We start from the raw sequence: 22,309 nt of genomic DNA, 5'->3' as shown, positions 1-22,309 counted from the left end.
GAGTTGATGCGTCGGAGCTGAGGGATGCGCTGAAGCAAATCATGGAACTCCAGCAACTGCTCGGCAAAAAGACAATGGAGAACGAGATTCTCCGTGAGGCGGTGGAGGTGGCGAAGTCGCGAAAATGGATTGCGCGCTCAACCTCATTGCCGGGGGACGAGCAGTGAAGCAGGTCTGCGACGTTCTCGGTGTAGCGCGCTCAAACCTGGCGTCAAGGCTTGCACGTCCAGCCGACTGGCAGGATGGACGCAGCGCCAGGAAGACGGACGATGCCGGGCTGGTCGAAGAAATACGGCTGACCGTCACTGACCTGCCGAGCTATGGTTATCGCCGGGTCTGGGGTATATTGCGTCGGCAGCGGGAGAACCAGTTGAAAAGCGTTGAGGCGGGCGGAGGCGTCGCTTGCTTCAATGCTGTTTGTTAATTTTGGCCGCGTAAACGCAAAAACCCCACCGCGGCGGGTGGGGTTTCTGACTGGAGGGGAGCCTGACGATTACCTACTTTCACACGGGCAATCCGCACTATCATCGGCGTGGAGTCGTTTCACGGTCCTGTTCGGGATGGGAAGGGGTGGGACCGACTCGCTATGGTCATCAGGCATGACGGGTTGCTGCGTCGCAGGGCTGGAGTCAACCGGTTGCGCCACAGCCAATCGGGAAGAAGCGTAAAGGATTCGAGTGTGGGGGGTTGTGTTGTTTCTGGCACAACACTGAATCCCAACCGTGCGTTTCTGTGAGCTCCCGCGGGAGGTCACACAAATCCCCTTCGGGGATCGGACCCGCGTAAGTGCTGAAGCACTCACGCGGGTCGAGACACACCTGTTATAGGATCAAGCCTTACGGGCAATTAGTATCAGTTAGCTCAGTACATTACTGTACGTGCACACCTGACCTATCAACGTCCTGGTCTTGAACGACCCTTCAAGGGGCTCGAAGCCCCGGGGATATCTCATCTTAAGGCGAGTTTCCCGCTTAGATGCTTTCAGCGGTTATCTCTTCCGAACATAGCTACCCGGCGATGCCACTGGCGTGACAACCGGTACACCAGAGGTTCGTCCACTCCGGTCCTCTCGTACTAGGAGCAGCCCCCTTCAAATATCCAGCGCCCACGGCAGATAGGGACCAAACTGTCTCACGACGTTTTAAACCCAGCTCACGTACCTCTTTAAATGGCGAACAGCCATACCCTTGGGACCGGCTACAGCCCCAGGATGAGATGAGCCGACATCGAGGTGCCAAACACCGCCGTCGATATGAACTCTTGGGCGGTATCAGCCTGTTATCCCCAGAGTACCTTTTATCCGTTGAGCGATGGCCCTTCCATACAGAACCACCGGATCACTATGACCTGCTTTCGCACCTGTTCGACTTGTCAGTCTCACAGTCAAGCACGCTTATGCCATTGCACTATCAGCACGATTTCCGACCGTACCTAGCGTACCTTCGTACTCCTCCGTTACACTTTGGGAGGAGACCGCCCCAGTCAAACTGCCTACCATGCACTGTCCCCGACCCGGATCACGGGCCAAGGTTAGAACCTCAAACAGATCAGGGTGGTATTTCAAGGACGGCTCCATTGAGACTGGCGTCCCAACTTCATAGCCTCCCACCTATCCTACACAGACCGGTTCAAAGTCCAATGCAAAGCTACAGTAAAGGTTCATGGGGTCTTTCCGTCTAGCCGCGGGGAGATTGCATCATCACAAACACTTCAACTTCGCTGAGTCTCGGGAGGAGACAGTGTGGCCATCGTTACGCCATTCGTGCAGGTCGGAACTTACCCGACAAGGAATTTCGCTACCTTAGGACCGTTATAGTTACGGCCGCCGTTTACCGGGACTTCAATCAGGAGCTTGCACCCCATCATTTAATCTTCCGGCACCGGGCAGGCGTCACACCCTATACGTCCACTTTCGTGTTTGCAGAGTGCTGTGTTTTTATTAAACAGTCGCAGCCACCAGTTTATTGCAACCCTTTCACCCTTCTGGCGCAGGCCAGTCAGGCTATGAGGGCGTACCTTATCCCGAAGTTACGGTACCAATTTGCCGAGTTCCTTCTCCCGAGTTCTCTCAAGCGCCTTAGAATACTCATCTCGCCCACCTGTGTCGGTTTGCGGTACGGTCACTGTGAAACTGAAGCTTAGAGGCTTTTCCTGGAACCCCTTCCAGTTGCTTCGCCACCGAAGTGGCTCGCCTCGCACCCTTGAATTCTGCGCCCGGATTTGCCAAAGCGCCTTCTCCAATGCAAGGACCGGGACTTCCAACACCCGGACAACCTTCCGCGATCCGTCCCCCCATCGCATTTCACAATGGTGCAGAAATATTAATCTGCTTCCCATCAGCTACGCATTTCTGCCTCGCCTTAGGGGCCGACTCACCCTACGCCGATGAACGTTGCGTAGGAAACCTTGGGCTTACGGCGAGGGGGCCTTTCACCCCCTTTATCGCTACTCATGTCAGCATTCGCACTTCCGATACCTCCAGCACACTTTCCAGTGCACCTTCGCAGGCTTACGGAACGCTCTCCTACCATGCACATTACTGTGCATCCGCAGCTTCGGTATATGGCTTAGCCCCGTTACATCTTCCGCGCAGGACGACTCGATCAGTGAGCTATTACGCTTTCTTTAAAGGGTGGCTGCTTCTAAGCCAACCTCCTGACTGTTTTAGCCTTCCCACTTCGTTTCCCACTTAGCCATATTTGGGGACCTTAGCTGGCGGTCTGGGTTGTTTCCCTCTTGACACCGGACGTTAGCACCCGATGTCTGTCTCCCGTGATTGCACTCTTCGGTATTCGGAGTTTGCTATGGCGTAGTAATCCGCAATGGACCCCACAACCATGACAGTGCTCTACCCCCGAAGGTGATACACGAGGCACTACCTAAATAGTTTTCGGAGAGAACCAGCTATTTCCAGGTTTGTTTAGCCTTTCACCCCTATCCACAGCTCATCCCCTAACTTTTCAACGTTAGTGGGTTCGGTCCTCCAGCACGTGTTACCGTGCCTTCAACCTGGCCATGGATAGATCACCTGGTTTCGGGTCTACACCCAGCGACTGGACGCCCTGTTCGGACTCGCTTTCGCTACGCCTGCCCTAATCGGTTAAGCTCGCCACTGAATGTAAGTCGCTGACCCATTATACAAAAGGTACGCCGTCACCCCTTCGCAGAGGCTCCGACTGTTTGTATGCATGCGGTTTCAGGATCTGTTTCACTCCCCTCCCGGGGTTCTTTTCGCCTTTCCCTCACGGTACTGGTTCACTATCGGTCGATCACGAGTATTTAGCCTTGGAGGATGGTCCCCCCATCTTCAGACAGGATTTCACGTGTCCCGCCCTACTTCTCGTACACCCAGTTCTTCCATGCTGTTTTCGTCTACAGGGCTATCACCTGCTATGGCCGCACTTTCCAGAGCGTTCGACTAACAATACAGATAACGTGTACCGGCTGATCCCATTTCGCTCGCCACTACTCTGGGAATCTCGGTTGATTTCTTTTCCTGCGGTTACTTAGATGTTTCAGTTCACCGCGTTCGCCTCACGTAGCCTATGGATTCAGCTACGGATACTCCATTAGGAGTGGGTTTCCCCATTCGGACATCTCCGGATCAATGCTCGTTTGCCAGCTCCCCGGAGCTTTTCGCAGGCTACCGCGTCCTTCATCGCCTGTGATCGCCAAGGCATCCACCACATGCACTTGTTCGCTTGACCCTATAACGGGTGTGTCTCTGTGTCGACCCACGCTAGCGCTTTAGCGCTTACGTGGGTCCCATCCCCGCAGGGGATAGACGCACTCGCTACAGGTTGAGTATTCGTGTTGCGCCGTATTCCAAAGCAATCTTTCGATCACCTTTAAAATACATCGATACAATCACAACCCTGATTCACCTACTCCGCACCCATCTCCAGGTGCCTTTCGTGAATCTCTTTACTACTTCTTCCTGATTGTTAAAGAACGGCAGCCGGTATGAAGCCTGTGCCTCATACCGCTCTGACTGGCTCAATCGCCAATGCAAAGTACTCAGCATCACTTCGTGCTGAACCCTTGGCATTGAGGATTGGTGGAGGATGACGGGATCGAACCGACGACCCCCTGCTTGCAAAGCAGGTGCTCTCCCAGCTGAGCTAATCCCCCAGTCTCACAGATACTCCAGCGGCCCCAGCCCTTCAGCTCACCAGACAAGACACTGGTGGGTCTGGATGGATTCGAACCATCGACCCCCGCCTTATCAAGACGGTGCTCTAACCGGCTGAGCTACAGACCCCTGAGCCTGCCTGCGTTTCTTCTAACCACAGCCGATAAGCGTGAGCACTTGAGTGCAATGAATGCACAGCTCTGGAAAGGAGGTGATCCAGCCGCACCTTCCGATACGGCTACCTTGTTACGACTTCACCCCAGTCATGAATCCTACCGTGGTGACCGTCCTCCTTGCGGTTAGACTAGCCACTTCTGGTAAAACCCACTCCCATGGTGTGACGGGCGGTGTGTACAAGACCCGGGAACGTATTCACCGCGGCATGCTGATCCGCGATTACTAGCGATTCCAGCTTCACGCACCCGAGTTGCAGAGTGCGATCCGGACTACGATCGGTTTTCTGGGATTGGCTCCACCTCGCGGCTTGGCAACCCTCTGTTCCGACCATTGTATGACGTGTGAAGCCCTACCCATAAGGGCCATGAGGACTTGACGTCATCCCCACCTTCCTCCGGTTTGTCACCGGCAGTCTCCCTGGAGTGCTCTTGCGTAGCAACTAGGGACAAGGGTTGCGCTCGTTGCGGGACTTAACCCAACATCTCACGACACGAGCTGACGACAGCCATGCAGCACCTGTGTTATGGCTCCCTTTCGGGCACTCCCGCCTCTCGGCAGGATTCCATACATGTCAAGGGTAGGTAAGGTTTTTCGCGTTGCATCGAATTAATCCACATCATCCACCGCTTGTGCGGGTCCCCGTCAATTCCTTTGAGTTTTAATCTTGCGACCGTACTCCCCAGGCGGTCAACTTCACGCGTTAGCTACGTTACCAAGCCAATGAAGGCCCGACAACCAGTTGACATCGTTTAGGGCGTGGACTACCAGGGTATCTAATCCTGTTTGCTCCCCACGCTTTCGTGCATGAGCGTCAGTATTGGCCCAGGGGGCTGCCTTCGCCATCGGTGTTCCTCCACATCTCTACGCATTTCACTGCTACACGTGGAATTCCACCCCCCTCTGCCATACTCCAGCGCTGCAGTCACCAATGCAGTTCCCAGGTTAAGCCCGGGGATTTCACATCGGTCTTACAGCACCGCCTGCGCACGCTTTACGCCCAGTAATTCCGATTAACGCTCGCACCCTACGTATTACCGCGGCTGCTGGCACGTAGTTAGCCGGTGCTTATTCTTCCGGTACCGTCATCCCTCTCGGATATTAGCCACGAGGTTTTCTTTCCGGACAAAAGTGCTTTACAACCCGAAGGCCTTCTTCACACACGCGGCATTGCTGGATCAGGCTTGCGCCCATTGTCCAAAATTCCCCACTGCTGCCTCCCGTAGGAGTCTGGGCCGTGTCTCAGTCCCAGTGTGGCTGGTCGTCCTCTCAGACCAGCTACAGATCGTCGGCTTGGTAGGCCTTTACCCCACCAACTACCTAATCTGCCATCGGCCGCCCCTTGAGCGCGAGGTCCCGAAAGATCCCCCGCTTTCCTCTCCCGAGCGTATGCGGTATTAATCCGGCTTTCGCCGGGCTATCCCCCACTCCAGGACACGTTCCGATGTATTACTCACCCGTTCGCCACTCGCCACCAGACCGAAGTCCGTGCTGCCGTTCGACTTGCATGTGTAAGGCATGCCGCCAGCGTTCAATCTGAGCCAGGATCAAACTCTTCAGTTCAAACCTGTTACTGTGTTCGGGCTCTCTCGAACCCGGTCGCTCACTCAACGTACTGACGATGATTGATCCGTCTTTCGACAGACAAACCTTCCTCTAATACTGTGTGAGGCTTCTGATACTTCTGCCTGACAGCAGACTCCGGAGAATCCGCCGCCGCATTCCGCATCAAGCGCCCACACTTATCGACTGTTAGTTTTTAAAGATCGGTCCGCCAAACCCGCCGCGCCTGAACCACCACTACCCGGCACCGCTTCGTTTGCGTCGCTGCGTCTGCAGCAGAGAAGCGGAATTATGGAGAACTTCCACCGGATCGTCAACAGGTTTTTATCACTCGCCTAACCTGCCCACGCCGCCGAAGCCCACGCCATCAAAGGCTTCCCGCTTCTCCGCACCCCGGCGTCCGGAGCGCGAAAGTGCGGAATTCTAGTCGCCGACATCGGGACTTGCAAGCGATATTTTGACAAGCGTATTAACGGTGCTTGAAAACCGGTTTGCGCTTCTCCACGAACGCGGCCATGCCCTCTTTCTGGTCTTCGGTGGCGAAGAGCGAATGGAACAGGCGGCGCTCGAAATGCACGCCCTCCGCGAGCGTCGTTTCAAAGGCTCGGTTGACCGACTCCTTGACCATCAGCACCGCCGGCAGCGGGAATTCCGCAATGGTGGCGGCCGCGCCGACCGCTTCGTCAAGCAGCGATGCCGCCGGGATCACGCGCGAAACCAGTCCGGCGCGCTCCGCTTCGGCGGCATCCATGAAACGGGCGGTCAAACAGAGGTCCATCGCCTTCGCTTTTGACACCGCCCGCGGCAAGCGCTGCGTGCCGCCCGCGCCCGGCATGATCCCGAGCTTGATTTCCGGTTGACCGAACTTCGCCGTGTCGGCGGCAAAAATGATGTCGCACATCATCGCCAGTTCGCAGCCGCCGCCGAGCGCGAAGCCCGCCACCGCGGCAATGATCGGCTTACGGATCGAGCGAACCGTTTCCCAATTGCGCGTGATGTAGTCGCCCTTGTAGACATCCATATAGGAGTACGACGCCATCATCCCGATGTCCGCACCGGCCGCGAACGCTTTCTCGCTGCCCGTCACGACGATTGCGCCAATCGACTCGTCGCCGTCGAACTCGCGCAACGCTGCGCCTAGTTCGTCCATCAGCGCGTCGTTCAGTGCATTCAGAGCCTTCGGACGGTTGAGCGTAATCAGTCCGACCCGTCCCCGCGTCTCAACCAGAATGTTTTCGTAAGCCATGCCGCCTCCATAAGGGTTAATCGCACGCGAAAAACGCTTCGCGCATCGTCTGTGGTGATGCTACCATTCCCCAACCAACCGGTCGGTCAATTATTCGACAGGTATTTCCCCAACGTACAGCCGAGCCTCTTTGCCATGACACATCCGCTATTCACCAAGCACGAAGACACGCTGCACAAAGCGCTCGCCGCGCTCGAAACGCGCGGCTACTGGAGCCCGTTCGTCGAGATGCCCAGTCCGAAAGTGTACGGGGAAACAGCCAACGCGGACGGCGAAGCCGCGTTCAAGGCGCTTCTAGACAAAACGTTCGACCTGGACCAACCGTCGACGGGAGAGACCGTCGGCGCAGAGGTTTCGCCGTTCGGCTTCCAGCTCGGCGTGCGTTACCCGAAAGCCGACCCGAGCGCGCTCATCGCCGCATCTGCCGCGGCGCAACGCGATTGGCGCGCCGCCGGCCCGCAGGCATGGATCGGCGTGAGCCTCGAAATCCTCGCGCGCCTGAATCGCGCCAGCTTCGAGCTCGGCTACAGCGTGATGCACACGACCGGTCAGGCGTTCATGATGGCCTTCCAGGCAGGGGGCCCACACGCGCAGGATCGCGCGCTCGAAGCGGTCGCGTATGCCTGGGATCAACTGCGCCGTATTCCCGCCGACGCGCACTGGGAAAAGCCGCAAGGCAAAAACCCGCCGCTCGCGATGCACAAGCGCTACACCGTCGTGCCGCGCGGCATCGGCCTCGTGCTCGGCTGCTGCACATTCCCGACGTGGAACGGCTATCCGGGCCTGTTCGCCGATCTGGCCACCGGCAACACGGTGATCGTCAAGCCGCATCCGGGCGCGATCCTGCCGCTCGCGCTGACCGTGCGCATCGCGCGTGACGTGTTGCGCGAAGCGGGCTTCGATCCGAACGTCGTCACGCTGCTGGCCACCGCCCCGAACGACGGCGCCCTCGTCCAGCAACTGGCCCAGCGCCCCGAGATCAAACTGATCGACTTCACGGGCAGCACCCAGAACGGCACCTGGCTCGAGCGCAACGCGCACCAGGCGCAGGTCTACACCGAAAAAGCTGGCGTCAATCAGATCGTCATCGACTCGGTCGACGACATCAAGGCGGCCGCGCGCAACATCGCGTTCTCGCTGGCGCTGTACTCAGGCCAGATGTGCACCGCGCCGCAAAATATCTACGTACCGCGAGACGGCATTCGCACCGCGGAAGGCACGCTCAGCTTTGACGATGTCTCCCAGGCGCTTGCCGGCGCGGTGCAAAAGCTCGTCGCCGATCCGGCCCGCGCCGTCGAACTGCTCGGCGCGATCCAGAACGAAGGCGTCGCGCAGCGCATCGACGAAGCCGCCGGGCTCGGCCGCGTTCTCGTCGCGAGCCAGACGCTCGACCATCCGTCCTTTCCGGGCGCTCGCGTGCGCACACCGCTCGTATTGCAACTCGACGCCTCGACCGACCGCGCCCAGTTCACGAGAGAATGGTTCGGGCCGATCTCGTTCGTCATCGCGACGGACTCGACCGCGCAGTCACTCGACCTCGCTGGCGACATTGCTGCCGAGCACGGCGCGCTAACGCTGGCGGTCTACAGCACGGACGACGCCGTGCTCGACGCCGCGCACGAAGCGTCGATTCGCGGCGGCGTCGCACTGTCGATCAACCTGACCGGTGGCGTGTTCGTCAACCAGTCCGCGGCTTTTTCGGACTTTCACGGCACCGGCGCCAACCCGGCCGCGAATGCCGCGCTTGCCGATGCCGCTTTCGTCGCCAACCGCTTCCGCGTCGTTCAAAGCCGCGTTCATGTTGAACCGAAAGCGGCGCCCGCGGTAGCTGGCTGAACGGCATAAGAAGGCTTCAGCACAACGCACGACTTCGTCCTATGCCGTTCGGCGGATGGACCGAGTCGTGCGCTCTGTCGAACATCAGACATCGGATCGGCATCACGCGCCGACGCTAGTCGAGCGACCGTGCCCATCGGCCAAAGAGAGTTTGAGGAGACACCCCATGTCATATGAAGCGATCCGGCTGGACATCGACTCATCGAGCCACGTCGCCACCATCACGCTGAACCGCCCGGACAAGCTCAACAGCTTCACGCGCGCGATGCATCAGGAACTCGGCGCGGCACTCGACCAGGTCGAAAAGTCCGGCGCACGTGCGCTCGTGCTCACCGGCGCGGGACGCGGCTTCTGCGCCGGCCAGGATCTCGCCGACCTCGATTTCACGCCCGGCGCGATGACCGACCTCGGCGCCGTCATCGATGAATACTTCAATCCGTTGATCCGCCGTCTGCAAGCGCTACCGTTTCCGGTGATCGCCGCGGTCAACGGCACGGCCGCCGGCGCGGGCGCCAATCTCGCGTTGGCCTGCGACCTGGTGCTCGCAGCTCGCTCCGCGAGTTTCATCCAAGCGTTCGTGAAGATCGGCCTCGTGCCGGATTCGGGCGGGTCGTGGTTCCTGCCGCAACGCGTTGGCATGGCACGCGCGCTCGGCCTCGCGATCACCGGCGACAAGCTCAGCGCCGACACAGCCGAAAGCTGGGGCTTGATCTGGCAAGCGCTCGACGACGCCGAACTGGCTCCGGCCGCGGCAAAACTCGCGGCCCAGCTTGCCCAGCAACCGACGCGCGCGATCGCCGCGATCAAGCAGGCGATGCGTGCCGGCACAACGCAAACGCTCGACCAGCAGCTCGATCTCGAGCGTGATCTGCAGCGCCAACTAGGCGCCTCGCACGATTACGCGGAAGGCGTGCAGGCATTTATCGAAAAGCGCGCGCCGCGCTTCGAGGGGCGTTGAGATGTCCACGCAAACCACCCGCCCCGACCAGATGACTGCCGACGAACTCGCCCGCGCGACAGCTGCCGCGATGTACGAAAACGACGCCTGCAGTCGCGCGCTCGGGCTCGAGATTCTCGAAGTGCGCCCCGGCTATGCGCGGCTGCGCATGGCGGTGCGCGACGACTTCCTGAACGGCCATCAGATCTGCCACGGCGGCCTGATCTTCACGCTCGCCGATTCGACCTTCGCGTTCGCCTGCAACACCTACAACATCAATACGGTTGCCGCCGGCTGCTCGATCGAATACCTCCGGCCGGTTTACGGCGGCGACGTTCTGAGCGCCGAAGCGGTCGAGCAGACATCGAGCGGGCGCACTGGCATCTACGATATTCGCGTCACGAATCGCGCCGGCGAGACCGTCGCGATGTTTCGCGGCAAGTCGGCGCAAATCAGGGGCAACCTGATTCCCACCGGCGACTGACATTGAGCGGCGGCAAGCCAGAGCCGCCCTCGCGGACAACTGTCTGCGTGGCTCTCTGACGCCAACGCGTTACATATCAAACTCAGATACTGAGGCAGCAAGGAGACATTCGATGAGCACCGCTCTTCCGCTCGATCCGATCGAGACCGCCAGCCGCGACGAGCTCGCCGCGCTCCAACTTGAACGGCTCAAATGGTCACTCACCCATGCGTATGAAGATTCGCCGGTGTACCGGCGCAAGTTCGACGAAGCCGGTGTTCATCCGGGCGATGTCAAGTCGCTCGCGGACCTCGCGCGCTTTCCGTTCACGACGAAGAAGGATTTGCGCGACAACTATCCGTTCGGCATGTTCGCGGTGCCGCCGGAGCAGATTTCGCGAATCCATGCATCGTCTGGGACGACCGGCAAGCCGACCGTCGTCGGCTATACGGCGCGCGACATCGACACGTGGGCGAATCTCGTCGCCCGTTCGATACGCGCCGCCGGCGCGAAGCGCGGCGACAAGGTGCACGTGAGCTACGGCTACGGCCTCTTCACGGGCGGCCTCGGCGCGCATTACGGCGCCGAGCGCGCGGGGCTCACCGTGATTCCGTTCGGCGGTGGTCAGACCGAAAAGCAGGTGCAGCTGATCCAGGACTTCCGGCCGGACATCATCATGGTGACACCGAGCTACATGCTGTCGATCGCCGACGAACTCGAGCGCCAGGGTATCGACCCGGCTAGCTGCTCATTACGCATCGGCATCTTCGGCGCTGAGCCGTGGACCAACGAAATGCGCGAGGCGATCGAAAAACGCATGGGCATCGACGCGGTCGACATCTACGGTCTCTCCGAAGTGATGGGCCCGGGCGTCGCCTCGGAGTGCATCGAGACCAAAGACGGCCCGACGATCTGGGAAGACCATTTCTATCCCGAGATCATCGACCCCGAAACGGGGGAGGTGCTGCCCGATGGCGAACTCGGCGAACTCGTGTTCACGTCGCTGACTAAAGAAGCGCTGCCGATCATCCGCTACCGCACGCGCGATCTCACGCGCCTGCTGCCGGGCAGCGCCCGCACGATGCGGCGTATGGAAAAAATCACGGGCCGCTCGGACGACATGATGATCGTCCGTGGCGTCAATGTGTTCCCGACGCAGATCGAAGAGTTGCTGCTCAAGCAGCACGCGCTCGCGCCGCACTATCAGATCGTACTGACGAAGGAAGGGCCGCTCGACGTGTTGACGCTGAACGTCGAACCGTGCCCCGAAAGCGCGCCGGATATTTCCGCGCTAACCACCGCGAAAAACGCGCTGGCGTACGACATCAAGGCGCTGATTGGCGTAAGCGCGGTGGTGAACGTGCTGGCCGTGAATGGGATCGAGCGCTCGGTGGGCAAGGCGCGGCGGGTGGTCGACAAGCGCAGTTCGGGGCTCTAAGTCAGGCAACGCGCAGCGTAAGAGCCCAACAAAAAACGGCGTCACGCACGGATCCTGATCCGAACGTGACGCCGATTTCCACGACTTCTATTAGCGGCTTCGCGGCAGCCTCCAACCCGCCTCCCGAAAACCGCTGTAACTCAAACGGCAGTCACGCTTCCGCCTGCGCCCCACCGCCTCACGAATTCGGCAGCAGCAACCACATCCGGCCACCCTGCTTCATCTTGCCAGCCAGATCACCGGCACCGTCGCCGAGGCCCCAGAAGTAGTCGGCGCGCACGCCGCCTTTGATCGCGGTGCCCGTGTCCTGCGCGAACACGAGGCGGTTCATCGGCGAGTTCGTCAGCGGCCGTGTGGTCTGCAGGAACACCGGCGTGCCGAGCGGAATCGCGCTCGGGTCGACCGCAATCGAGCGCTCCGGCGTCAGCGGCACGCCGAGCGCGCCGATCGGGCCGTCCGCGCCGCCGCTCGGCATACTTTCGGCCGACGGCATCTCGCGAAAAAACACGAAGCGCGGATTGGTGTCGAGCAATCCATCGACGCGCGTCGGATTCGCGCGTGCCCATGCCTTGATGCCCTGCATCGTCGCCTGCGCGGGTGTGATCTCGCCATGATCGAGCAGCCAGCGCCCGATCGACTTGTACGGCTGATCGTTGGTACCGCCAAAGCCGACGCGCATCACACTGCCGTCTTCCATCACGATGCGCCCGGAGCCCTGCACCTGCAAAAAGAATGCTTCGATCGGGTCGTCGACCCACACGAGTTCGTTGCCGCTGAGCGCGCCCGAGCGTTCGAGTTGGGCACGCGCCGGCAACGGCGCCCCCGCGCGATAGCCGGCGGGCCAGCGGTACAGCGCGGTCTGATATACCCCATGCCGCGTGCGCGAGCCCCGCAGCAGGGGCTCGTAGTAACCGGTGACCAGACCGTCGAGCGTGCCGTCGCTATTCGCGAGCTGGAACGGCGTGAAGTAGGCTTCGAAGAAAGCGCGCGCGCCGGTGACGTCGAGATCGTCGATTTGCGCGGCGGCCGCGCATGCACGCGACCAGTTCGGCTGACGCGCGAGCCTCGTGCAGTTTTGCCGCAACGCGGCCGTCGCGCCGATCAGCGAGTCGTCCTGCCAGCCCGGCACCTGCTGCCACGCAACCGCGGTCAAGCGCGACGACGCGATCTGGCCGGGGATGATCGCCGCGCCGCTCGGCGGCGAAGGCCGGAGCGCGCCGCCGCCGCCGCAGGAGGCAAGCAACACCGCAACCGACAATGCACCGACCCACGCGCCGGCTCGGCGGACAAAACGCATACAATGTTCGTTCTTGATGGAAACCGCCATGTCTGATTTGTTTGACGAATACCCGATGCTCATCTTCGCGCTGGAATCGCTGCTCGCGCTGTTCCTGCTCGTCTTTATCGTTGTGTGGACGTCGTCTGGCAAGAAAAAAGCGAGACGTGCCAAGCCGGCGGAACGGTCCCAACAGCAAAAGCCGCAGTGACCCTGACCGGCGGGTTGCATACGGAACCGCGCAACCCCTCGTGCATCAGCGCTCGTCTGAGCGCTCATCCAACCACCCACTCAACTGCCCGCTGCGCCGCGCGCCGACACGAACTCATTAAAGACCGCGCAACACCGCGCCGGTTCAATGCAACGTTCGCGGCATGCGCAACACGAACTCCGGCACCGGCGCCTCGAAGCGCTCACCATCCTCCGCCACGCAGAAGTAATCGCCGCGCATCGTGCCGACCGGCGTCGCGATCACTGCCCAACTCGTGTATTCGAAATGCTCGCCCGGCTTGAGCAGCGGCTGATGACCGACCACGCCCAGGCCTTTGACTTCCTGGACGGTGTTTTCGCTGTCGGTGATGATCCAGTGACGCGCGATCAACTGTGCGGGCACCTGGCCGGTGTTACGGATGGTCAGCGTGTAGGCAAAGGCGTACTGGCGACGCTCCGGGTCCGATTCTTCGGGCAGGTAGTGCACCTGCGCCGAGACGCTGAATTCGTACTGGCTCATCCTGATTCCGATCTGATCAAACGGGCTGTGAAAAATCGTGGAAGGCCCGAACGCCAATGGTCTGCGGGTGCAGCGGCGATGCGGCGCTCATGGAATGGCATTCTGCTTGATGCGCGGCATGGCCGCAACCAGATACGCCTTTCGGCCAGCAGTGTCTAAGACGTTGGGACACGGCTGCTTTGCCGCGCCCAGTCTCCATGTCGTTTTTGCGCCGGCACTTTGCGAAGTTTCATCGCGCGATTCCGCCACGCCAACCGCGCGGCCAGCACCCCGGTCTGCACGCGCAAAACCGGTAAAATGGCGCTTTCCCGCTTGCATCGGCCCCTGTCATGACGCAATTTCGCATCGCCCCCAGCATTCTCTCCGCCGACTTCGCCCGCCTGGGCGAGGAAGTCCGCAACGTCGTCGCCGCCGGCGCCGACTGGATCCACTTCGACGTGATGGACAACCACTACGTGCCGAACCTGACCATCGGCCCGCTCGTATGCGAAGCGATCCGCCCGCACGTGGACGTGCCAATCGACGTGCACCTGATGGTGCGTCCCGTCGACCGCATCGTGCCGGACTTCGCGAAAGCCGGCGCGAACCTGATCAGCTTTCACCCGGAAGCGTCGGATCACATCGACCGCACCCTGTCGCTGATCCGCGACCACGGCTGCAAGGCCGGCCTCGTGTTCAATCCGGCGACGTCGCTGAACTATCTCGATCATGTGATGGACAAGGTCGACCTCGTGCTGATCATGTCGGTGAACCCGGGCTTCGGCGGCCAGTCGTTCATCCCCGAGGCGCTCAACAAGTTGCGCGAAGCGCGCAAACGCATCGACGCGTACACCGAGCGCACCGGCCGCGACATCCACCTCGAAGTGGACGGCGGCGTGAAGGTCGACAACATCGCGGAAATCGCGGCGGCCGGCGCGGACACGTTCGTGGCCGGCTCGGCGATCTTTGGCCAGCCCGATCACAAGGTCGTGATCGACAAGATGCGCGCCGCCCTCGCGACCGTCCAGCGTTAAAAACCAGCGCCTCATGACCACTTCGTATCCCGCCCCGACGTTTACCGGCGCGCGCCTCGAAGCCGCGATCATCGACCTCGACGGCACGATGATCGACACGGCCGACGACTTCACCGCCGGCCTGAACGGTATGCTCGCTCAGCTCGACGCGGAGGAAACGACGCGCGAGGAAGTGGTCGGCTACGTCGGCAAGGGTTCGGAGCATCTGATCCGCAGCGTGCTTGCGCCGCGCTTCGAAGCCGAGCACGCGCAAGAGCGCTTCGACGAAGCGCTCGCGATCTATCAGGCCGAGTACGCGAAGATCAACGGCGTGCACACGCGGCTTTATCCAGACGTCGAGGCCGGTCTGCGCGCGCTGCGCGACGCGGGCCTGAAGCTCGCCTGCGTGACCAACAAGCCGCACCGCTTCGCGCTCGAATTGCTGCAGCAGTACCGGCTTGCACCGTATTTCAGCGTCGTGCTCGGCGGCGACAGTCTCGCGAAAAAGAAACCGGACCCGCTTCCGATGCTGACCGCCGCCGCGCAGCTCGGCGTCGAGCCGAGCGCCACGGTGGCGATCGGCGACTCGGAAAACGACGCGCTGGCGGGCCGCGCGGCCGGCATGGCGACGCTGACCGTGCCCTACGGGTACAACCACGGCCAAGCTATACAAACGATAAAATCCGATGGTATAGTTGCCTCGCTGCTCGACGCCGCCAGGGCGATCGCAGCGCATCAATCCACGACTTAACAGTCCTTCATCCTCATGTTTCTGAATAAAAAACGGAGTCTGATTAGCATCGACCGGGGAGCCTGGCCCTGGCGTCGCTGGTCGCGCTAACCTCGCCTGAGGTACGCTGAAGCTCGTCTTCGGCAACCGTTTTTTACTTCGCTGCGCTCACGCGCTTTTTCCATCGATCTGTTTTTGCGCAGCTGCATCGGCTGATTGAGCCTGCGCGTACCCGCAAGGTACCGTTGCTCACCCGCACCGCTAGCGCGCGCCGATGGAAGACCCGCGCCGGTCGGTATCATTGTGTCGAGAACGTCGACCCACGCCCTGACCGGAGGCGCTTAGCCCCGCTTTGCCCGACGCTTGCTGCCGCCGGACCACCGTACAGGATCGGAACATGACCGAACTCGAATTCCAGTCCCTCGCCAACGAGGGTTTCAACCGCATCCCGCTGATCGCCGAAGCGCTCGCCGACCTCGAGACGCCGCTGTCGCTGTACCTGAAGCTCGCGCAGACCGAGCGCAACGGCGCGAACTCGTTCCTGCTGGAGTCGGTGGTCGGCGGCGAACGCTTCGGGCGTTATTCGTTCATCGGCCTGCCGGCGCGGACTCTTATGCGCACGCGCAACGGCGTGTCGGAAGTGGTCCGCGACGGCAAGGTCGTCGAGACGCACGACGGCGATCCGCTCGCGTTCATCCAGCAATTCCAGGCGCGCTTCAAGGTCGCGCAACGCCCGGGGCTGCCGCGCTTCACGGGCGGTCTCGCCGGCTATTTCGGCTATGACGCCGTGCGCTATATCGAGAAGAAGCTCGCGCACAGCGCGCCGAAAGACGACCTCAATCTGCCCGACATCCAGCTGCTGCTGACCGAGGAAGTCGCCGTCATCGACAACCTCGCCGGCAAGCTCTATCTGGTGGTCTACGCCGACCCGACCCAGGCTGAGGCCTACACGAAAGCGAAGCACCGTCTGCGCGAACTGCGCCAGCGGCTGCGCGTCACCGTCGAGCCGCCCGTCGTGTCGGCCAGCGTACGCACCGAGATCTACCGCGAGTTCGCGAAAGACGATTACCTGGCGGCCGTGCGCAAGGCGAAGGAATACGTCGCCGCCGGCGAACTGATGCAGGTGCAGGTCGGCCAGCGCCTGATCAAGCCGTACCGCGACAATCCGCTGTCGCTGTATCGCGCGCTGCGCTCGCTGAATCCGTCGCCGTACATGTACTACTACAACTTCGGCAACTTCCACGTGGTCGGTGCGTCGCCGGAGATTCTGGTGCGCCAGGAAAAGCGCGGCGAGGACCGTATCGTCACGATCCGCCCGCTGGCCGGCACCCGTGCGCGCGGCAACACGCCCGAGCGCGATGCCGCGCTTGCTACCGAGCTGCTGAACGATCCGAAGGAAATCGCCGAGCATGTGATGCTGATCGACCTCGCGCGCAACGACGTCGGCCGCATCGCGCAGATCGGCTCGGTGGTCGTGACCGACAAGATGGTGATCGAGAAGTACTCGCACGTGCAGCACATCGTCAGCTCGGTCGAAGGCAAGCTCAAGAACGACATGACCAATTTCGACGTGCTGCGCGCCACCTTCCCGGCCGGCACGCTGTCGGGCGCGCCGAAGGTCCGCGCGATGGAGCTGATCGACGAGCTCGAGCCCGTCAAGCGCGGCCTGTACGGCGGGGCGGTCGGCTATCTGTCGTTCACCGGCGAGATGGATCTGGCCATCACGATCCGCACCGGCGTGATCGCGAACGGCAATCTGTATGTGCAGGCGGCCGCGGGCGTGGTCGCCGATTCGGTGCCCGAATCCGAATGGCAGGAGACCGAGAACAAGGCACGCGCGGTGATGCGCGCCGCCGAGCAGGTCCAGGACGGCCTCGATAGCGACTTCTGACCGGAGACACACCATGCTGCTCATGATCGACAACTACGACTCGTTCACCTACAACCTGGTGCAGTACTTCGGCGAACTCGGCGAAGACGTGTGCACCTATCGCAACGACGAAATCACGCTCGACGAAATCGCCAGGCTGAACCCCGAGCGCATCTGCCTGTCGCCGGGCCCGAGCAATCCGCAACACGCGGGCATCACGCTCGACGTGCTGCGCGAATTCGCCGGCAAGACGCCGATTCTCGGCGTGTGCCTCGGCCATCAGGCGATCGGCGAGGCGTTCGGCGGCCGCGTCGTGCGCGCGCAGACCATCATGCATGGCAAGGTCAGCACGATCGAAACCGACTGCAAGGGCGTATTTGAAGACCTGCCGAAGCATTTCACGGTGACGCGCTACCACTCGCTCGCGATCGAACGCGAATCGCTGCCCGACTGCCTCGAAGTATCGGCATGGACTGAAGACGGCGAAATCATGGCCGTGCGCCACAAGGAACTGGCCGTGGAAGGCGTGCAGTTCCACCCGGAATCGATCCTGTCCGAACACGGCCACGCGCTGCTCGAAAACTTCGTCAAGCAGTCGAAGCTCGCCGTCGCCGGCAAGGCCTCGAGTCACGCGGCGTCCCGCAATGCCTGACACAAAGGGAGACGAGATCATGTCCATTACGCCCCAGGAAGCCTTGCAGCGGACCATCGAGCACCGCGAGATTTTTCACGACGAAATGCTGCACCTGATGCGCCTCATCATGCGCGGCGAACTCTCGCCCGTGATGTCGGCGGCGATCATCACCGGCCTGCGCGTCAAAAAAGAGACCATCGGCGAAATCACCGCGGCCGCGACGGTGATGCGTGAATTTGCCCGGCACGTCGACGTGCAGGACAACTCGAACTTCGTCGATATCGTCGGCACCGGCGGCGACGGCGCGCACACGTTCAACATTTCCACCGCGACGATGTTCGTGTCGGCCGCGGCGGGCGCGAAGGTCGCAAAGCACGGCAATCGCGGCGTATCGAGCAAGTCGGGCAGCGCGGACGTGCTCGAAGCGCTCGGCGTCAACATCGATCTGCAGCCGGAGCAGGTCGCGGCATCGATTGAGGAAACGGGCATGGGCTTCATGTTCGCGCCGAACCATCATCCGGCGATGAAAAACGTCGCGCCGGTACGCCGGGAACTCGGCATCCGCACGATCTTCAATATCCTCGGGCCCCTCACCAATCCGGCCGGCGCGCCGAATCAGCTGATGGGCGTGTTTCACCCCGACCTCGTCGGCATTCAGGTGCGCGTGATGCAGCGCCTCGGCGCCAAACACGTGCTCGTCGTGTACGGGATGGACGGCATGGACGAAGTGTCGCTCGGCGGCGCCACGCTGGTCGGCGAGTTGCGCGACGGCGAGATCCGCGAGTACGAGATCCATCCGGAAGACTTCGGCATGCAGATGGTGTCGAACCGCACGCTCAAAGTCGCCGACGCGGGCGAGTCGAAGGTCATGCTGCTCGACGCGCTCAGCAACAAGCCCGGCGTCGCGCGGGAAATCGTCACGCTGAACGCCGGCACGGCACTCTATTCGGCGAACGTCGCGGCCACGATCGCGGACGGCATCGAGCTCGCGCGCGAAGCGATCGCGAGCGGCAAGGCACGCGCGAAGGTCGACGAACTGGTGCGCTTCACCCAGCAATTCAAGCAGTAATCACGTAGCGAGACATTTATGAGCGACATCCTCGACCGCATCATCGCGGTCAAACGCGAAGAAGTCCGGGCGGCCGAGCAAAGCGTGCCGCTCGAAGAACTGCGGCTCGAAGCGTCGTCGCGCGATCTCCGCGACTTCGTCGGCGCATTGCGCGCCAAGCACACGGCGGGTCGCGCCGCGGTGATCTCCGAAGTGAAGAAGGCGAGCCCGTCGAAGGGCGTGCTGCGCGAGCACTTCGTGCCGGCCGACATCGCGCGTTCGTATGAGAAGCACGGCGCGGCGTGTCTGTCCGTGCTGACCGACGTGCAGTTCTTCCAGGGCAGCGTCGCCTATCTGCAGCAAGCGCGCGCCGCGTGCCAGTTGCCGGTGATACGCAAGGACTTCATCGTCGATCCGTATCAGGTTGTCGAAGCACGCGCGATGGGGGCCGACGCGATCCTGCTGATCGCCGCCGCACTCGAAACCGCCGAGATGCAGGACCTCGAAGCGCTCGCGCATTCGCTGGGGCTCGCGGTGCTCGTCGAAGTGCACGACAGCGATGAACTCAAGGAAGCGCTGACGCTGAAGACGCCACTGATCGGCATCAACAACCGCAATCTGCGCACCTTCGAAACCTCGCTCGACACGACGCTCGGCATGCTCGACGCGATTCCCGACGATCGCATCGTCGTGACCGAATCGGGCATCCTGTCGCGCGACGACGTCGAGCGCATGCGCGCGCGGAATGTGCATACCTTCCTCGTCGGCGAAGCGTTCATGCGCGCGGACGAGCCGGGCGTGGAACTTGCACGGATGTTTTTCTGAGCGTCGTATCGACGTATCCGCGTATGGGCCGCAGAGAAATCCACGCAACGAGGACACCCAGCATGGGCATGGAACGCGAAATCAAGCTGGCGCTGCCGGCTTCGCAGGTGAAGGCGGCGACGCAGTGGTTCGCCGCGCGCGCCGGCAAGAACGGACGCGCGATCAAGCTCGTGAACATTTACTTCGATACGCCGCAGTTGACGCTGGCGTCGTCAAAGAGCGCGCTGCGTCTACGGCAGACCCCGGACGGCTGGCTGCAGACCTTCAAGACGGTCGGCACGGCGACGAACGGCTTGCATAGCCGGCACGAATGGGAATTGCCGGTGGCGGGCGCGAAGCTCGAAATCGAATCGTTGCTGAGCGCTTGCGACGAACCCGCCGCCGCGGATGCGCTGAAACAGGCCGCGCCTGCGCTGATCGAGCTGTTCCACACCAATTTCACGCGCACGCTATGGCTGCTCGACTCCGACGGCGCTCAGATCGAGGCGGCGATCGATCAGGGCGACGTGCTTGCCGAAGTCGACGATGAAGCGCGCCGCGCGCCGATCTCGGAGATCGAGCTCGAACTGAAATCGGGCGACGAAGCGGCGCTTCACACGCTCGCCGCCGAACTCGGCAAACGGATTGCCGGCCTCGCGCCGGATGACATCAGCAAGGCGCAGCGCGGGTATCGGTTGCGCGCCGGGTGAGCGCGTTGCCCGAAACCCGCCGCACCTCATGCGCTCGCTTGCCGCAACTTGAGCTAGTCCGCGTTTGCTGCGACACTTCCCCGCCATGACCTCCGCTTCCCGCACCCGCTCCAGTTTGCAGCAGGCATCGCTGTTCGACGATGTCGCGCCCGCCCCGGCCTCCGCCGCCCCCACCACCGCCCCGCCCACGCTCGAAGCACAATTCGCCGCGCTACCCGCGGCCTGGCGCGCGCATCTGAAGCCCTTCATCGACAGCGACACCTACGCGCCGCTGTGCCGCTTCGTCGACGGTGAGCGTGCCGCCGGCAAAACGATCTATCCGGCCGACGTGTTCCGCGCGCTCCGCCTGACGAGCCCCGACGAAGTGAAAGTCGTAATCCTCGGCCAGGATCCGTACCACGGCGAAGACCGCGGCACGCCGCAGGCGCACGGTCTCGCGTTTTCGGTCGCGCCGCACGTGCGGCCGCCACCGTCGCTGCGCAACATCTTCAAGGAAATCGCCGCGAGTCTCGGTCACCAGACGCCGCAGCACGGCTGCCTCGACAGCTGGGCCAAACAGGGCGTGCTGCTGCTGAACACGGTGCTGACCGTCGAGCGCGACAGCGCCGCGAGCCACGCGAAACGCGGCTGGGAGAAATGTACCGACACGCTGATCCACGAACTCGCGACGCGGCATGAGAACCTCGTCTTCATGCTGTGGGGCGCGCATGCGCAGGCGAAGCGCGCGCTACTCGGCGGCAAGTCGCACTATGTGCTGGAGGCGCCGCATCCGTCGCCGCTGTCCGCGCATCGCGGCTTTCTCGGTTGCGGGCACTTCGCGAAGGCGAACGAATATCTGTTGCAGCACGGCCGGGAGCCGATCGACTGGCGTCTACCGGACGACGCGCAAATGCTTGCGTGAGAGCGTCGTCGTCAGAAGATTGCGATACACAACGAAAACGCCGCGGAGGGTGAACCCATCCGCGGCGTTATTCTTTTCACCGCTCGCGCCGCATCGAAGCAGCGCAATGCGGCAGGACAAACCCGCTTAGATTGCGGCGATCGCTTCGCGTGCCGAGCTCAGCGCGGCGTTCGCGGCGTCCGGGCCCAAGTTCAGGCCTTCGGCGTAGATGAAGTTCACATCGGTTAGGCCGAGGAAGCCGAGGAAGCTCTTCAGGTACGGCGTCTGGCTATCGTTCGGCGTGCCGAGATACTTGCCGCCGCGCGCCGACACGACGTGGACCTTTTTGCCCGTCACGAGGCCTTCCGGGCCGTTCGCGGTGTAACGGAACGTGATGCCCGCACGTGCGATGAAGTCGAAGTACGTCTTCAGTTGCGACGAGATGCCGAAGTTGTACATCGGCGCACCGATCACGATGACGTCGGCGGCTTGCAGTTCGGCGATCAGCGCTTCGCTGCGTGCGGCGATCGCGGCCTGTTCCGGGGTGCGCTGGTCGGCCGGCGTGAAGAACGCGCCGAGCACGGCGTCGTCGAGGTGCGGCAGCGGTTCGGCTTGCAGATTACGGACGACGACTTGCGCGCCCGGATTCGACTGTTGCAGCTTTTCCGTCAGCTCGTTGACGAGAAGCGTCGAGTTCGCGCCTTGCGAACGGGCTGCCGAGTTGATTTGCAGGATCGTGGTCATGGTTGACTCCAGTAGGGGCGCGCAGTGTTGCGCGAGTGAAGTCATTGTGTTTTTTTACCGGCCGGCGAAAAAGCCGTCCGGCGGCGAAGGATTGTTGCATGG

17 protein-coding genes, 2 tRNA genes, 3 rRNA genes and 1 pseudogene are annotated in these 22,309 nt (G+C 61.8%); 14 read left to right on the top strand and 9 right to left on the bottom strand.

All coding sequences use genetic code 11. The features are described 5' to 3' along the window. Positions 1–2: 2 nt before the first annotated feature. Positions 3–361, top strand: a pseudogene (locus OKW39_RS14290) (IS3 family transposase); the annotation flags it as partial. Positions 362–484: 123 nt separating this feature from the next. Here the strand turns inward: OKW39_RS14290 and rrf are convergent. From rrf to OKW39_RS14260, 6 genes are all read right to left on the bottom strand, one after another. Next, positions 485–598: ribosomal RNA gene (gene rrf, locus OKW39_RS14285) — 5S ribosomal RNA — on the bottom strand. 227 nt (positions 599–825) lie between these two features. After that, a 23S ribosomal RNA gene (locus OKW39_RS14280) occupies positions 826–3,707 on the bottom strand. Between the two features lie 348 nt (positions 3,708–4,055). Beyond that, positions 4,056–4,131 (bottom strand) — tRNA-Ala (locus OKW39_RS14275). Between the two features lie 53 nt (positions 4,132–4,184). After that, a tRNA-Ile gene (locus tag OKW39_RS14270) sits at positions 4,185–4,261 on the bottom strand. Between the two features lie 75 nt (positions 4,262–4,336). Then, positions 4,337–5,869, bottom strand: a 16S ribosomal RNA gene (locus OKW39_RS14265). Together the 16S, 23S and 5S rRNA genes with 2 tRNA genes alongside form the textbook arrangement of a ribosomal RNA operon. 469 nt (positions 5,870–6,338) lie before the next feature. After that, complete coding sequence (locus OKW39_RS14260; protein WP_184036005.1) at positions 6,339–7,115, bottom strand: enoyl-CoA hydratase; 777 nt, start codon at positions 7,113–7,115, stop codon at positions 6,339–6,341. Positions 7,116–7,250: 135 nt separating this feature from the next. Between OKW39_RS14260 and paaN the strand changes: the two genes are divergently transcribed. The 4 genes from paaN (at position 7,251) to paaK (ending at position 11,789) form a co-directional block, all read left to right on the top strand. Continuing rightward, complete coding sequence (gene paaN, locus OKW39_RS14255) at positions 7,251–8,951, top strand: phenylacetic acid degradation protein PaaN (RefSeq protein ID WP_429335358.1); 1,701 nt, start codon at positions 7,251–7,253, stop codon at positions 8,949–8,951. A gap of 166 nt (positions 8,952–9,117) precedes the next feature. Beyond that, a complete protein-coding gene (paaG, locus tag OKW39_RS14250; protein ID WP_429362898.1) occupies positions 9,118–9,909 on the top strand; it encodes a 2-(1,2-epoxy-1,2-dihydrophenyl)acetyl-CoA isomerase PaaG in 792 nt (263 codons plus the stop codon). A gap of 1 nt (position 9,910) precedes the next feature. After that, entirely contained in the window at positions 9,911–10,372 is a 462-nt protein-coding gene (gene paaI, locus OKW39_RS14245) for a hydroxyphenylacetyl-CoA thioesterase PaaI (protein WP_090802007.1), read from the top strand. A 112-nt stretch (positions 10,373–10,484) separates the two neighbouring features. After that, positions 10,485–11,789 carry a phenylacetate--CoA ligase PaaK gene (gene paaK / locus OKW39_RS14240; protein WP_090802009.1) on the top strand — a complete coding sequence of 435 codons (1,305 nt, stop codon included), beginning with the start codon at positions 10,485–10,487 and terminating at the stop codon, positions 11,787–11,789. 178 nt (positions 11,790–11,967) lie between these two features. Here paaK and mltA read toward each other — a convergent pair whose 3' ends face one another. Next, on the bottom strand, positions 11,968–13,086 hold the full coding sequence (gene mltA / locus OKW39_RS14235; protein WP_429335361.1) for a murein transglycosylase A: 1,119 nt from the start codon (positions 13,084–13,086) through the stop codon (positions 11,968–11,970). A gap of 16 nt (positions 13,087–13,102) precedes the next feature. Between mltA and OKW39_RS14230 the strand changes: the two genes are divergently transcribed. Further along, on the top strand, positions 13,103–13,276 hold the full coding sequence (locus OKW39_RS14230) for a hypothetical protein (RefSeq protein WP_167368587.1): 174 nt from the start codon (positions 13,103–13,105) through the stop codon (positions 13,274–13,276). A gap of 144 nt (positions 13,277–13,420) precedes the next feature. Here the strand turns inward: OKW39_RS14230 and apaG are convergent, their stop codons facing one another. Further along, positions 13,421–13,795, bottom strand: coding sequence for a Co2+/Mg2+ efflux protein ApaG (gene apaG, locus OKW39_RS14225; protein ID WP_184009102.1), 375 nt, complete (start codon positions 13,793–13,795; stop codon positions 13,421–13,423). A 329-nt stretch (positions 13,796–14,124) separates the two neighbouring features. Here apaG and rpe point away from each other — a divergent pair, with 329 nt between their 5' ends. The 8 genes from rpe (at position 14,125) to OKW39_RS14185 (ending at position 21,484) form a co-directional block, all read left to right on the top strand. After that, complete coding sequence (rpe, locus tag OKW39_RS14220) at positions 14,125–14,808, top strand: ribulose-phosphate 3-epimerase (RefSeq protein ID WP_018420129.1); 684 nt, start codon at positions 14,125–14,127, stop codon at positions 14,806–14,808. 13 nt (positions 14,809–14,821) lie between these two features. Next, entirely contained in the window at positions 14,822–15,538 is a 717-nt protein-coding gene (locus tag OKW39_RS14215; protein ID WP_184065695.1) for a phosphoglycolate phosphatase, read from the top strand. Positions 15,539–15,914: 376 nt separating this feature from the next. After that, entirely contained in the window at positions 15,915–17,408 is a 1,494-nt protein-coding gene (trpE, locus tag OKW39_RS14210) for an anthranilate synthase component I (RefSeq protein WP_429362897.1), read from the top strand. A 13-nt stretch (positions 17,409–17,421) separates the two neighbouring features. Next, the gene (locus OKW39_RS14205; protein ID WP_429562905.1) at positions 17,422–18,039 is read left to right on the top strand and encodes an aminodeoxychorismate/anthranilate synthase component II; all 618 of its coding nucleotides are present in this window, start codon (positions 17,422–17,424) and stop codon (positions 18,037–18,039) included. Between the two features lie 19 nt (positions 18,040–18,058). Beyond that, positions 18,059–19,090 (top strand): anthranilate phosphoribosyltransferase, encoded by a 1,032-nt coding sequence (gene trpD / locus OKW39_RS14200; RefSeq protein WP_429362895.1) that lies wholly within the window; start codon positions 18,059–18,061, stop codon positions 19,088–19,090. A gap of 18 nt (positions 19,091–19,108) precedes the next feature. Continuing rightward, positions 19,109–19,894: an indole-3-glycerol phosphate synthase TrpC gene (trpC, locus tag OKW39_RS14195; protein WP_429362893.1), complete on the top strand. Its 786-nt coding sequence runs from the start codon at positions 19,109–19,111 to the stop codon at positions 19,892–19,894. A 62-nt stretch (positions 19,895–19,956) separates the two neighbouring features. Next, complete coding sequence (locus OKW39_RS14190; RefSeq protein ID WP_429562904.1) at positions 19,957–20,583, top strand: CYTH domain-containing protein; 627 nt, start codon at positions 19,957–19,959, stop codon at positions 20,581–20,583. Between the two features lie 85 nt (positions 20,584–20,668). Continuing rightward, complete coding sequence (locus tag OKW39_RS14185) at positions 20,669–21,484, top strand: uracil-DNA glycosylase (RefSeq protein ID WP_429562903.1); 816 nt, start codon at positions 20,669–20,671, stop codon at positions 21,482–21,484. Positions 21,485–21,610: 126 nt separating this feature from the next. Here OKW39_RS14185 and OKW39_RS14180 read toward each other — a convergent pair whose 3' ends face one another. Beyond that, positions 21,611–22,207, bottom strand: coding sequence for an FMN-dependent NADH-azoreductase (locus OKW39_RS14180; protein ID WP_429562902.1), 597 nt, complete (start codon positions 22,205–22,207; stop codon positions 21,611–21,613). Positions 22,208–22,309: the final 102 nt, after the last annotated feature.

The organism is Paraburkholderia sp. MM6662-R1, assembly GCF_050436245.1.
Taxonomy (GTDB): Bacteria; Pseudomonadota; Gammaproteobacteria; order Burkholderiales; family Burkholderiaceae; genus Paraburkholderia; species Paraburkholderia tuberum.
This window is presented reverse-complemented; position numbering and strand designations above follow the sequence as displayed.